Source organism: Nocardiopsis sp. CNR-923, from assembly GCF_001942255.1.
Lineage (GTDB): Bacteria > Actinomycetota > Actinomycetes > Streptosporangiales > Streptosporangiaceae > Nocardiopsis.
The window spans coordinates 1-12,518 of the sequence record NZ_MKKC01000076.1 but is presented as its reverse complement, the minus strand read 5'-3'; the positions used below and the strand labels follow the sequence as shown (position 1 = coordinate 12,518).

13 protein-coding genes and 2 pseudogenes are annotated in these 12,518 nt (G+C 72.0%); 5 read left to right on the top strand and 10 right to left on the bottom strand.

The genetic code is table 11. The annotated features are described in order from the left end of the window. Nucleotides 1–157 precede the first annotated feature (157 nt). From BJF83_RS10565 to BJF83_RS10550, 4 genes are all read right to left on the bottom strand, one after another. Nucleotides 158–832: a response regulator transcription factor gene (locus BJF83_RS10565; RefSeq protein ID WP_075926145.1), complete on the bottom strand. Its 675-nt coding sequence runs from the start codon at nucleotides 830–832 to the stop codon at nucleotides 158–160. Further along, a complete protein-coding gene (locus tag BJF83_RS10560) occupies nucleotides 829–2,046 on the bottom strand; it encodes a sensor histidine kinase (RefSeq protein ID WP_075926258.1) in 1,218 nt (405 codons plus the stop codon). The genes BJF83_RS10565 and BJF83_RS10560 overlap by 4 nt, the downstream gene beginning before the upstream one ends. Nucleotides 2,047–2,160: 114 nt before the next feature. Continuing rightward, entirely contained in the window at nucleotides 2,161–3,030 is an 870-nt protein-coding gene (locus tag BJF83_RS10555; protein WP_075926257.1) for a spermidine synthase, read from the bottom strand. A 44-nt stretch (nucleotides 3,031–3,074) separates the two neighbouring features. Beyond that, nucleotides 3,075–3,935 (bottom strand): aldo/keto reductase, encoded by an 861-nt coding sequence (locus tag BJF83_RS10550; protein WP_075926144.1) that lies wholly within the window; start codon nucleotides 3,933–3,935, stop codon nucleotides 3,075–3,077. A 314-nt stretch (nucleotides 3,936–4,249) separates the two neighbouring features. On the opposite strand from BJF83_RS10550, the gene BJF83_RS10545 reads away from it, so the two are divergent. Beyond that, nucleotides 4,250–5,986 carry a proline--tRNA ligase gene (locus BJF83_RS10545; RefSeq protein ID WP_075926256.1) on the top strand — a complete coding sequence of 579 codons (1,737 nt, stop codon included), beginning with the start codon at nucleotides 4,250–4,252 and terminating at the stop codon, nucleotides 5,984–5,986. Nucleotides 5,987–6,037: 51 nt separating this feature from the next. Here BJF83_RS10545 and BJF83_RS10540 read toward each other — a convergent pair whose 3' ends face one another. Continuing rightward, a complete protein-coding gene (locus tag BJF83_RS10540) occupies nucleotides 6,038–6,472 on the bottom strand; it encodes a ferritin-like domain-containing protein (protein ID WP_075926143.1) in 435 nt (144 codons plus the stop codon). Beyond that, nucleotides 6,469–6,962, bottom strand: a pseudogene (locus BJF83_RS10535) (hypothetical protein). The gene BJF83_RS10540 and the pseudogene BJF83_RS10535 overlap by 4 nt, the downstream one beginning before the upstream one ends. 206 nt (nucleotides 6,963–7,168) lie before the next feature. On the opposite strand from BJF83_RS10535, the gene rimP reads away from it, so the two are divergent. The 4 genes and pseudogenes from rimP (at nucleotide 7,169) to BJF83_RS10515 (ending at nucleotide 10,017) form a co-directional block, all read left to right on the top strand. Continuing rightward, complete coding sequence (rimP, locus tag BJF83_RS10530; protein WP_075926142.1) at nucleotides 7,169–7,645, top strand: ribosome maturation factor RimP; 477 nt, start codon at nucleotides 7,169–7,171, stop codon at nucleotides 7,643–7,645. A 24-nt stretch (nucleotides 7,646–7,669) separates the two neighbouring features. Beyond that, nucleotides 7,670–8,658: pseudogene (gene nusA, locus BJF83_RS10525) on the top strand (transcription termination factor NusA). Continuing rightward, nucleotides 8,648–9,001 (top strand): YlxR family protein, encoded by a 354-nt coding sequence (locus BJF83_RS10520; RefSeq protein ID WP_083678485.1) that lies wholly within the window; start codon nucleotides 8,648–8,650, stop codon nucleotides 8,999–9,001. Before nusA ends, BJF83_RS10520 begins: the two are co-directional and overlap by 11 nt. Nucleotides 9,002–9,213: 212 nt before the next feature. Next, nucleotides 9,214–10,017 (top strand): translation initiation factor IF-2 N-terminal domain-containing protein, encoded by an 804-nt coding sequence (locus BJF83_RS10515; RefSeq protein WP_075926140.1) that lies wholly within the window; start codon nucleotides 9,214–9,216, stop codon nucleotides 10,015–10,017. Nucleotides 10,018–10,333: 316 nt separating this feature from the next. Here the strand turns inward: BJF83_RS10515 and BJF83_RS28910 are convergent, their stop codons facing one another. The 4 genes from BJF83_RS28910 to BJF83_RS10495 are packed head-to-tail and all read right to left on the bottom strand — an operon-like array spanning nucleotide 10,334 to nucleotide 12,098. Then, a complete protein-coding gene (locus tag BJF83_RS28910) occupies nucleotides 10,334–11,239 on the bottom strand; it encodes an N-acetylmuramoyl-L-alanine amidase (RefSeq protein ID WP_075926139.1) in 906 nt (301 codons plus the stop codon). 6 nt (nucleotides 11,240–11,245) lie between these two features. Continuing rightward, a complete protein-coding gene (locus tag BJF83_RS10505) occupies nucleotides 11,246–11,557 on the bottom strand; it encodes a hypothetical protein (RefSeq protein ID WP_075926138.1) in 312 nt (103 codons plus the stop codon). Beyond that, nucleotides 11,554–11,766: a hypothetical protein gene (locus BJF83_RS10500; RefSeq protein WP_075926137.1), complete on the bottom strand. Its 213-nt coding sequence runs from the start codon at nucleotides 11,764–11,766 to the stop codon at nucleotides 11,554–11,556. The genes BJF83_RS10505 and BJF83_RS10500 overlap by 4 nt, the downstream gene beginning before the upstream one ends. Further along, nucleotides 11,763–12,098, bottom strand: coding sequence for a hypothetical protein (locus BJF83_RS10495; protein ID WP_075926136.1), 336 nt, complete (start codon nucleotides 12,096–12,098; stop codon nucleotides 11,763–11,765). Before BJF83_RS10495 ends, BJF83_RS10500 begins: the two co-directional genes overlap by 4 nt. Nucleotides 12,099–12,518 lie beyond the last annotated feature (420 nt).

Below are 12,518 nucleotides of genomic sequence, written 5' to 3'. Positions count from 1 at the left end.
CGACGCGGGTCCGGCTCCGCGCGTCGTCCCGTCGGCGTCACCCAATCCACGCCCGCGTGGTAGCCGCCGCCGCGCGGCTACTCCGGGGCGGGTAGGGGATGCCCCTGAGGCAGGGTCAGGGGACCCCGACGCCGAGCCGCCGGTCCGGGGGCGCCGCTCACTCCCCCTGGCTCCACTGGGGCGTGACCAGCGCGGTCTCGTAGGCGATGACGACCAGCTGCGCGCGGTCGCGCGCCCCCAGCTTCACCATCGCCCTGCTCACGTGCGTCTTGGCCGTGGCGGGGCTGACCACCAGGCGCGCGGCGATCTCCTCGTTCGACAGGCCCTCTCCCACCAGCGCGACCACCTCGCGCTCGCGTTCGGTGAGCCCGTTCAGCCGCGTCGACGGCTGGGGCGCGCTCCTGGGGCGGCGCGCGTAGTCGGCGATGAGCCGCCGCGTGACCCCCGGTGAGAGCAGCGCCTCGCCCCCGTGCACGACCCGCACGGCCTGGAGCAGGTCGCCCGGCTCGGTGTCCTTGACCAGGAACCCGCTCGCCCCCGCCCGCAGCGCCTCGAAGATGTACTCGTCCAGGTCGAACGTGGTGAGGATGACGACCCGCGTGCGCTCCAGCGCCCGCTCCGCCAGGATGCGCCCGGCCGCCTCCAGCCCGTCGACGCCCGGCATGCGGATGTCCATGAGGACGACGTCGGGCAGCTCCTCCCGGGTCAGCCGCACCGCCTCCGCGCCGTCTCCGGCCTCGGCGACCACTCGGATGTCCGGCGTGCTGTCCAGCAGGGCGCGGAACCCGGCGCGCACCAGGGCCTGGTCGTCGGCGAGCAGCACCCGGATCACGGTGACTCCGTTTCGTCGGCGGTCGCGGCCTCGTCCGAGAGCGCGGCGGAGGGGGGCTCGCCGCCGTTCAGCGGCAAGCGGGCCCGTACCCGGAATCCTCCACCCGCCAGCGGTCCCACGTCCACCGAGCCGCCGACCAGGGCGGCGCGCTCGGCCATGCCCGTGACGCCGTTGCCCGGCACGGGAGGGCCGACCGTGCCGTGCCCGTCGTCGGTGACCTCGACGTCCAGCGTCGCGGCCCCGTACCGGATCCGCACCGTCGCCGAGGCGGCCCCCGAGTGCCGGACCACGTTGGTCAGCGCCTCCTGCACCGTGCGGTAGGCCGCCATGTCCGCGCCCACGGGCGGGTGGCCGCGGCCCTCCGTCACCACCGTGACGTCGACGCCCGCCCGGCGCGCCCCCTCCACCAGCTCCCCGACCCGGTCCAGCCCCCGGACCGGGGAACGGGGCGCGGACTCGTCGGCGGACCGCAGCACCCCCAGCATGGCGCGCAGCTCGGTGAGCGTGTCCTTGCTGGTCGCCTTGATGGTGGCCAGGGCCTCGGCGGCCCGTTCCGGTTCGCTCTCCATCAGGTACAGCGCCGTCCCGGCCTGCACGTTGATCAGGGAGATGTTGTGGGCGACGGTGTCGTGGACGTCGCGGGCCAACCGCAGCCGCTCGTCGGAGGCCCTCCGCAGCAGCTCCTCCTCCCGGGTGCGCACGGCCTCGGCGGCGCGCGCGGCGTCGGCGCGCTGGTACTCCGCCCGCCAGCGCATCACCTCGGCCGTGCACAGCAGGACGAGCACCCAGGCCACGAGGCCGACCACCTCCAGACGCACCGTCCCGGACGAGACCAGCTCGTACAGGTTCATCGAGGCGAACTGGCCGATCCCCAGCACCCAGCCGAAGACCCGGCGGCCGTGCCGAACGAGGGAGTAGAGCATCACCGCCGCGGCGAGCATCACCAGGCCGTCGGGGAACCCCAGGGGGTAGTACTGGGACGCCGCGGCCATCGACGCGGCCGTGCCGATCCGTGTCGGCAGGCTCCGCCAGAACAGCGGGACGCACGCGACCACGATCAGCGCGTACCCCCACGGCCAGGCGTGGCGGGGCGCCCCGGCCGTGGCGACCAACGCGTCCGGCTCCAGCAGGAGGGTGCTGGCCAGCGCGAGGGCCAGGACGGCCAGGGCGGTCCAGGTGTCGGTGCGCGTCGGGCGCGGGAGTAGTGCTGCCACACCGTCGACAGTACGGGGCGCCCCTCGGGGGCGCGCGTCGTCCACGGGAGGCTTCTCCGCCGCGCGTACTCCCGCGGGAGCACGCGGGGGCGGCGGGGGAGACGGAGGGCGCGGTCAGAAGGCGCCGTCGGGGGGAGCGGGGGAGTCCACGGCGTCGGCGTCCCGCACCGGTCGCCGACCCGACGCGAACCGGTCCAGGTCCCCGCCCGCGAGCAGGCGCGTCGTCTCCGTGTCGCGGTGGGCGCGGCGGCACAGGTCGTCGACGGGCAGGGGCCGGTGCCCGGCGACCAGGACCAGGTTGCCGAACCGGCGCCCGCGCAGAACCCCCGGTTCGGCGGTCAGCGCCAGGTGCGGCAGCACCGCCGCGGCCGTGGCGACCTGGGCGCGCGCGTGGTCGAGCGTGTGGCCGTCGCCGATGTTCACCACGAGGAAGCCGCCGGGACGCAGCACGCGCGCCGCCTCGGCGTAGAACTCCGCGGACGTCAGTCGAGCGGGTGTCCGGGCTCCCGCGAAGACGTCGCTGACCACGAGGTCGGCGGTGGCGTCGTGGCGGGCCGCGATCCACTCGCGTGCGTCGCCGATTCCCACGCGCAGGTGGGCGCGCCGGTCCCAGGGCAGCCTGCGGCGTACCAACTCGACCAGCGGGGCGTCCACGTCGACCGCGCGCTGCCGCGAACCCGGGCGGGTGTGCGCGACGTAGCGCGCCAGGGTGAGCGCGCCCGCGCCCAGGTGCAGGGCGTCGATCGGCTCGCCCTCGGGGGCGACCAGGTCGGCGGCGTGGGCGATCCGCCGGACGTAGGAGAAGTCGAGGTGCGTGGGGTCGGTGAGGTCCACGTGCGACTGCGGGGTGCCCTCGACGACCAGGAACCAGGACTCGGGGCGGTCGGCGTCGGCGAGCAGCTCGGCGCCGGGCGGTACGGGCGGCGCCGACGCCTCGCCCGGCGCCGGGCCCCCGTCCCGCTGGCGCGCACGTCGCCTGCCCATGTCCACGCCCCCCGGTTCGACGGTCCCCCCAGGCTAGGGCACCGTCAACCGCGGTCGATCCGGTCGCACTCCCGCGGGGTCAGGTCCAGGTCGGCGGCGACCGCGCTGCGCCGGATGTTCTCCGGACGGGAGGCTCCGGGGATCGGGATCACGGTCGGCGACTTCGCGAGCATCCACGCCAGGCACACCTGGTAGGGCGTCGCGCCACGGGCGGCGCCGATCTCCTCCAGCACGGGATGCCGTTCCGACAGTCCGCCGTGCCGGTGTCGGCCGCCGAAGGGGCTCCACGGCAGGAACGCGATCCCCAGCTCGGCGCACAGTTCCAGCTCCGGCTCGCTGGACCGGAAGTCGGGGGAGAACTCGTTCTGCACCGCCGCCAGCCGACCGCCGAGGATCTCGTGCGAGATCCGGATCTGCTCCGGGTCGGCGTTGGAGATCCCCACCATCTCGACCTTGCCCTCGTCCACGAGCTCCGCCAGCCCGCCCACGGACTCGGCGTAGGGCACTCCCGGGTCCGGACGGTGGAACTGGTACAGGCCGATCGCCTCCGCCCCCAGCCGCCTCAGCGACTCCTCGCAGGCGCGCCGCAGGTACTCCGGCCGGCCGTCGAGCCCCCACCCGCCGTCGGCGTCGCGGGTGTGCCCGCCCTTGGTGGCGACGAGGACGTCCGAGACGTCCCGGCCGTACGCGCGCAGGGCCTCGGCGACGAGGAGTTCGTTGTGCCCGCGGTCGGTGGCGTCGAGGTGGTAGGTGTCGGCCGTGTCGATCAGGGTGACACCGGCGTCCAGGGCGGCGTGGACGGTCGCGATCGCCTGCTCCCGGGGAGGACGGTCCCCCGTGGACAACGGCATCGCGCCGAGCCCGACAGCGCTCACCGTACGGTGGCCGATCGTCCTGGTGCGCATGGCCTCTCCTCGCTCTCGGAGCCCGGGGACGCCCGCGGCGTCCTGGCGACCGGTCCCTACCCGCGCGCAGTGCGCTCGAACGCCTCGCCGCTCCCGACAGGGCAGGCCAGGGCGTGTTCCGCGGTGCGACGCCCGTGGTCCTCCACCGGCCGCCCGTCGTCCGCGGCGGCTCCCCCCGCCCGCCGACGCCCACGGCGCGGCCCTGCCTCCGCGACGGACGGCGTCCACCGAACATGCCCTAGCCTGGGATTCCCGAGAATCCCCACCGTGCGCCGTTCGGGCGCCAGCGACGAGGAGTGGCCGTGCTACTGCGGATGTCGAACCTGTTCCTGCGCACCCTGCGTGAGGACCCGGCGGACGCCGAGGTGCCGAGCCACAAACTGCTCGTGCGCGGGGGGTTCGTGCGCCGCACCGCTCCCGGTGTCTACACGTGGTTGCCCCTGGGCAAGATGGTGCTGGAGAACGTGTCCCGCGTCGTGCGCGAGGAGATGGGCGCCATCGGCGGCCAGGAGGTGCTCCTGCCCGCGCTGCTCCCCAGGGAGTACTACGAAGAGACCGGACGCTGGACCGAGTACGGCGACACGCTCTTCCGTCTCCAGGACCGCAAGGGCGCCGACTACCTGCTCGGCCCCACCCACGAGGAGCTCTTCACACTGCTGGTCAAGGGCGAGTACTCCTCCTACAAGGACTTCCCGGTCATCCTGTACCAGATCCAGGAGAAGTTCCGGGACGAGGCGCGGCCCCGGGCGGGCGTGCTGCGCGGACGCGAGTTCCACATGAAGGACTCCTACTCCTTCGACATCGACGAGGAGGGCCTCCAGGCCTCCTACGACGCGCACCGCGATGCCTACATCCGCGTCTTCGACCGGCTCGGTCTGGACTACGTGATCGTGTCGGCCACGTCCGGGGCGATGGGCGGTTCCGCCTCCGAGGAGTTCCTCGCCGTCGCGCCGACCGGGGAGGACACCTTCGTCCGCAGCACGGGGTCCGACTACGCCGCCAACGTGGAGGCCGTCGCCACCCCCGCGCCGCCCGCCCTGCCGATCGAGGGGCTGCCCGAGGCCCGGGTGCACCACACCCCGGACACCGCGACGATCCAGACCCTGGTGGACTTCCTCAACGCCGCCGACCTGGGCCGGGACTTCACCGAGGCCGACACCCTGAAGAACATCCTGGTCAAGACGCGGGCGCCCGGAGTGGACGAGTGGGAGTTGCTCGGCGTCGGCCTGCCCGGCGACCGCGAGGTGGACCTCAAACGCCTGGAGGCCGCCCTGGAGCCCGCCGAGGTCGCGCTCCTCGACGAGGCCGGCTTCGCCGCCAACCCCTTCCTGGCCAAGGGCTACATCGGCCCGCGGGCGCTCCTGGACAACAAGGTCAGGTACCTGGTCGACCCGCGCGTGGTCACGGGGACATCCTGGGTGACCGGCGCCGACGAGACCGACCACCACGTGGTCGACCTGGTCGCCGGACGCGACTTCGCTCCGGACGGGACGATCGACGTCGCCGAGGTGCGCGACGGCGACCCGTCGCCCGACGGCCAGGGAACGCTGTACACGGCCCGCGGCATCGAGATCGGCCACATCTTCCAGCTGGGCCGCAAGTACACCGACACGTTCCAGGTGGACGCGCTGGGCGCCGACGGCAAACCCAGGCGCGTGACGATGGGCTCGTACGGGATCGGCGTCTCCCGCGCGGTGGCCGCGATCGTGGAGCAGTCGCACGACGACAAGGGCATCGTGTGGCCGCGCGAGGTCGCCCCGGCCGACGTGCACGTGGTGGGGACCGGCAAGGGCGACCAGATCGGGGAGGCGCTGCGGATCGCGCGGGAGCTTGAGGCCCGGGGCCTGCGCGTCCTCGTCGACGACCGCGGGGGCGTGTCGCCGGGCGTGAAGTTCACCGACGCGGAACTGCTCGGGATCCCGACGGGCGTCATCGTCGGGCGCGGGCTCAAGGACGGTGTCGTGGAGCTGCGCGACCGGGGAACCGGCGCCCGCGAGGAGGTCGCGCTGGCGGAGATCGTCGACCGCGCGGTGGCCGCCTGCCGGGCGTGACCGGTGCCGTGACCCGTTCCTGACCGGTCCGGACGCCGGGGACCGGAGCGGTCAGGCCTGCTCGAATCCGGGCAGGGCGTCGAGTGCGCCGCCCCACCGAAGGGCCCGGACCGTCGTCTCCTGGAGCGCACGGGCGGCGGTCGAGCGCAGCTCGGCGTCGTCGGAGGCGGCCAGCCACAGGTACGCCCGCGCCGCCGTCTCCTCCAGGCCCGTCGCGTAGGCGTCGAGGCTCGCCTGGTCCCGCTCCTCCGGCAGCGGGTACGACGGCCGGGCGGGCTCCGGCTCGACGCCCCGGTCCACGGCGGCGGCGTGCAGCGTGTCGCGCAGCGCCTTGTGCCGGCGGGCGTGCTCACCCGCGGAGTCGCGGCGGGGCGCGCTCTCGGCGACCCCGCGCAGAAACTCGTACCCGTGCACGGCCGCGTGCTCGGCGGCCAGTGCCTCGGCCAGTGCCTCGGGCTCGACGGAGTGCTCCTCGCCCTCGCTCAACCTCGGTCCTCTCCGTGTCGGCCCAGCAGGTAGGCGTGTCCGGCCTCGCACGCGCCGATCCCGCTGATCAGCTGCGCCAGTCCGGGATCGCGACGGCGAGTGCCCGGTCCACGCGCGAGCTCGCCGCTGCGGCCTCCAGAGCCGTCAGCTCCGCGAGGTCCAGGACGTCGTCGGGGAGCGCGGAGGACTCGCCCTCCGGCGGCCCGGCCGAGGCGGGGGAGGAGTCCTCGGGCAGGGCCTCCGCAAGGGAGTCCAGGTGCGCGAGGTGCCGTTCCAGGATGGGGCGCAGCAGGTCCTCCGGCCCCGCTCCCGTGGCCAGCGCGGTCTCGTAGCGCGCCACCGTTCTGTTCTTCTCCCGGATCAGGGCGCGGAGCGTGAACTCCTCAGGGGTCACGTCCGACGGATACCAATCCGCGCGGCCGCATCCGGCCAGACCCAGAACCACCGCCGCGCCCAGCACCGTGCGGCGACTGACGCCGTTCAGACCCACCTGCTCTCCCCCCGCGTTCCCCGGCCGACGACCATCTTTCCACGGTGTCCGACACGCCAGCGACCTGGAACGCGTCCAGGTGTGGATACCCTTGCAGCACAGCCGCGCCCGAACGAGGACGCGGCGGAACCGATAAGCAGACTACGTACAGAGCTGGACCGCCCCGAACGCGGGCGGAATTTCGCTGTTGGAGGGGCAGACACGACATGGGAGCGCAGGGGCGCGACGAGCGCATCGCCGAGCTGCTGGAGCCGGTACTGGCCAAGGCCGGGCTGGACCTGGAGGCCGTCGAGCTGACACCCGCCGGGAAACGCCGGGTCCTGCGTGTGGTCGTGGACTCCGACGACGGGGTCGACCTGGACACGGTGGGCGAGGTCTCCCAGGGAGTCGACGACGCCCTGGACGCCTCCGACGTCATGGGTGAGCTTCCCTACGTCCTGGAGGTCACCTCTCCCGGCGTGGATCGTCCCCTGACACAGCCGCGGCACTGGCGGCGCTCCCGCGGCCGACTGGTGAGGGCCACCCTCGCCGACGGCGGCGAGGTCACCGGCCGGGTGACCGGAGCCGACGACCAGGGGATCACGCTGGACGTCGAGGGTCAGCCCCGAACCTTCGCCCACGCCGAACTGGCCAAGGGCAAGGTGCAGGTGGAATTCCGTCGCGACGCCGACGCGGCGGACTAGAGGGGAAGCCCCGTGGATATTGACATGAGCGTCCTGCGCAGCCTGGAGCGCGAGAAGGACATCGCGGTCGAGCTGGTCGCCAAGGCCATCGAGGACGCCCTGCTGATCGCCTACCACCGTGAGGAGGGCGCCGACAAGCGCGCCCGCGTCGAGCTGAACCGCTCCACCGGCCACGTGACCGTGTGGGTGGCGGAGCTCGATGAGGAGGGCGAGGTCGCCGGCGAGTACGACGGCACCCCCACCGGGTTCGGCCGGATCGCCACCTCGACGGCGAAGCAGGTCATCCTGCAGCGCCTGCGCGACGCGGAGGACGAACTGACCCTCGGCGAGTTCGCCGGGCGCGAGCACGACATCGTCTCCGGCATCATCCAGCAGGGCAAGGACCCCCGGAACGTGCTGGTGGACCTCGGCAAGATCGAGGCCATCCTGCCTCCTCAGGAGCAGGTGCCGACGGAGACCTACACGCACGGCGAGCGGCTGCGCGCCTACGTGGTGCAGGTCCGCAAGGGCCACCGGGGCCCCTCGGTCACCCTGTCGCGGACCCACCCGAACCTGGTCCGCAAGCTCTTCGAGCTGGAGTGCCCGAGATCGCCGACGGCACCGTGGAGATCGCCTCGATCGCTCGCGAGGCCGGACACCGCACCAAGATGGCCGTCCGGTCCCACCGCGCAGGCGTCAACGCCAAGGGCGCCTGCATCGGCCCGCTGGGCAGCCGGGTCCGCAACGTCATGGCCGAACTGCACGGGGAGAAGATCGACATCGTCGACCACTCCGACGACCCGGCCGTCTTCGTCGCCAACGCCCTGTCGCCCGCCCGGGTCAACTCGGTGGAGATCCTGGACATGGCCGCCCGTGTCGCCCGCGTCGTGGTGCCGGACTACCAGCAGTCGCTGGCGATCGGCAAGGAGGGGCAGAACGCCCGTCTGGCCGCGCGGCTCACCGGTTGGCGCATCGACATCCGCTCGGACGCCGAACCCGCCGACCGGGCCGACGACGGGGCCGATGGCGATTAATGGGGTCGCGTCCGTGTCTCGACGCGATAAGGTGGAAGCAGGCGGTCTTGACCGACCCGTGCGCACGTGCGTGGGGTGCAGGTCACGGGCAGTCCAGTCCGACCTCGTGCGGCTGGTGGCCGAGGGCACGGTCATCACGCCCGACACCCGGGGTCGACGACCAGGGCGTGGCGCCTACCTGCACGACGACCGGCGGTGCTTCGAACTCGCCGTGCGTCGCAGGGTGTGGGCGCGCGCCTTCCGCAGCCGAGACGGAGAGGGCTCCACCGCGTGGGACCTCTCACGTGTGGAGGCACTGATCGAAGCCACCCCGGGTGGCCGATCGGGGCGCCGCTCCGGTTAGGGTTGGAATGTCTGAGCCGGCCGACGGTGTTGTACTAGCCGTGGTCGGCGTGCGGTGCTGTGTCGGCACGCAGAACCGGCCCATTGTTGTGTAGCGATGAGGAAGCAGGTCGAGATTGCGATGAGCGCCTGATGAGTACGCAGCGATGAGTAACTCGAGCTAACGACGGTCCGGCACGTGCCCATGTCCCGGACCGAAGCTGAAGGAGAGTAGTGGCGAAGGTCCGGGTGTACGAACTCGCCAAGGAGTTCGGCGTAGAGAGCAAGGCCGTCCTGGCCAAGCTCAACGAGATGGGCGAATTCGTTCGTTCGGCGTCCTCGACGATAGAGGCGCCTGTCGTTCGACGCCTGCAAGAAGCTTTCAACCAGGGATCCGAGGGCGGCAAGAAGAGCGGCTCGTCCCCCAAGCCGGGCCCGCGCCCGGCCGCGTCCGAGGTTCCGCGCGCGCGGCGGCCCCCAAGCCGGGGCCCGCGCCCAAGCCGGGCCCGCGCCCGGCCGCCAAGCCCGCCCCGCAGGCCGAGCCGGCCCCGAAGCCCGGCGCCGCCAAGCCCGGCCCGAAGTCCTCGCGGCGAGGCCGGTCCGCGCCCCGGCGGTGCTCCCAAGCCCGGACCGCAGTCCGGTCGCGGTGAGCGTCCGCAGCGCGGCGAGCGAGCCGAGCGAGCCGAGCGAGGCAGCCGTCCGGAGGGTGGCCGCGGCCCCCGTCCGGCGGGCCCGCGTCCGGCCGGTCCGCGTCCCGGCAACAACCCGTTCGCGTCCAACGAGGCCGCCACGGTGCGCTTGGGGACGTGGTTGCCGTCGGCGTCAATCGGCGCGGTGACCTGCGTGCGTGTGGCGAACGATGTGACGGCGGCGACCAGGAACATGGCCGCCGCGAGCTGGTCCGCCGACAGGTCCACACCGAACGCCAGCACGAGAGCCAACCCGGATTCGGCAAATCCCATGAGGGCCGGCACGAGCTTCTCGCGGGCGACGACGACGATTCGACGAGACCGAATCCGGCAGCCGCTGCGGCGATGATCGCCGCGGACACGTGCTCGGGGACCGGGAGCACGAAGACAGAGGTGACGTAGAGGGCCGCACGCAGCAGCCCGAGCCATAGCACGGGGTCGCGGCCGAAGACGCGGAAGGCGGGGGAGGGCGGTGTGGACATGGGGTCCTTCCTCTTCTCTTCGCTCCCTGCTATCGAGGGAGTGGTGGGTGATGACCCGCCCGAGCGATCCGTCAGTCCGGACGATCGGACGGGTGGTGGGACCGGGCACGCAGTCGGCTTTCTGCGTGGAGGCGTCGTGCTCGATCAGGTCACCGACCGGGATGACGCGGGCGGTACCGCTCATCAGGTGATGGGCTTGGTGAACGCCTGGTCCCAGGTGCGCTCGTCGAGCAGTCCGGTACGTGGCAGGCCCTGGTCGCGCTGGAACGCGGTGATCAGGCTGCGGTACTCGTCCCCGTAGATGCCGTCGTTACCGAAGGCGCGCAGGTAGGTGCGGCCCTTGCCGACGGACCAGCCGCGCCGCCTGAGCTGGGTGCCGAACTCCTGTAGCCACTGCCGGTCCGTGCGGCCCTTGAAGGCCCGCCGGTACCAGCCGGACACGGACCTGTCGGGTCCCGACTTGGGGCCGAAGTAGTGACCGGAGGGCAGCGGCCACGGGTGCTTGGGGCCGGGTACGGTGCCCGCGTCGGGTGCGGGCTTCGGCTTGGAGGGCGGCGACACGATGAGCGATCCGGGCTTCTTCGCGAACGTCCCGTCTCGGACGAGCCTGTACGCCTTCGTCCCGGGGCAGGACGTCGAGGTGAAGTCCCGGTGGCCGAGCACCTTTCCGCTGATGGAGGACGCGGGTTCCATCAGCCATGCGCGGAGCTCGCGGACCGCTTCGATCTGGGCGTCGGGGATCGGGTCGTTGGGGCCGCTGCCCAGCGTCACGGAGTAGTAGTCGCGGTTGCCCGGCGTTGTCCCCTGTGCCGCCTGGTAGCGGAACAGTCCGCGGCCTTCGAGGACATGCCCGTGGGCGCATGCGAACCAGGAGTAGCCGATATCCGTCCACCGTCTGCTGGGTCCGGTGTGGAACCTTCTGCACCAGTTCCAGTACTCGATGCAGGCCTCGTGGTCCTTCTTGTGCAGGCCCCGGTCAGAACTGTCGTAGTGGACGACCAGGCCCTTCTTGGGGTTGGCGTAGTCGGCTGGGGACTCGGCGGGCCAGCCGAGCTCGGACCGCCATACGAGCAATGTGGGTTCGGGCATCGGGGTTCACTCCTTGGGTCGCTTGCCGACACGCTGGGCGCGAAGGAACAACAGGATGAGGCGGGTCAGGGCGAGCAGAGCCGCCAGGTAGAGCAGGGTGCGGGCCACTTCCAGCACCGGCCCGCTTGCGACAGCTAGGCGGATGCATCCGAGGGTGAGGATGAGCGCGCTGATGAGGGAGATGAACAGCAGGCCAGGGCCTGCCTCGGTGGCTTCCCATCGGGCGGTGACGCCGTACAGGACCACGAAGGTCCACAGCAGAGCGGTGACACTCACAAGGGCGATGTCGCCGATCAAGGTCACGATGTCGGCGCTCATCGGCGTTCCTGGATCGCGCGCAGGACGAGCGCGCTGAAGTGGTTCTCGCAGCGTTCGCGGCGCAGATGGTTGGACAGGCGGGTGACCTCGCCTCCGCGGGCGCGGGTGCTGGCCAGGTCTTCCTCTCCTTCGCGGCGTGCCTCGGCAGACTGCTCCGCCGTGACCAGCGGTTCGGGGTGTTGACGCTTGCGGTTCCAGGACCAGGTCATGGTGTTGGCTCCTCGCCGGATTGCGGGAGGTCGATCTCGCTGCGGTCGGAATCAGTGCCGACATCGCGCAGGGCCTGGAGGACGTGGACGCTGGTGCGGGAGTGTTCCAGCAGTTCGCTGATCTGTTCGTCCTTCAGCCGCCCCGACTCCTTGAGGTCGTCGTTGGCGGTGATGTAGTCGGCGAGTCTCTCGTCGCGAGCCTGGAGAAGGTCTTCGACCGTGGACCGGGGGACGAGACGGCCGGTGAGGATGAGGTAGACACCCAGACTGACGAGCCCTGCGAGACCGAGGTCTGCCCAGGGAATCAGGTCGGCCAGAGCAGCAATGTCCACCGTGGGCCTCTCATGTCCGGATCGGCAACGCCGTTAGTATGCATGAGAGTCATCAATTAGGACTTATTGATTCATTCTGATTATGATCGCGACGCGCCTGGTGAGGCGTCCGGAGAGGCCCTGACGTTGTCGTACTGGGGGGTAGGCGCGTCGGGGCCCTCTCGCTGTGTGTTCACCGCAGTTCGGGGTGGCCTCCACCGACACCCGGATCCGATCCGGTGTTGCGGTCGGCCCCGCCTCGGAAGGATGTCGGCAAGGCGATACTGGTCGGCGGCGACCGCTGAGTTCGGCGGCGCGGGAGATCTCATCGATGCCGACCAAGGGGGGCGGATCTGGCGGGGGCCGGTGATCGAGTAGTCGGTATTCGCCCCTCCCCACCTCCTGCGGTCACTTTGCGTGGTCGTCGGGGGCGTAGTGGGA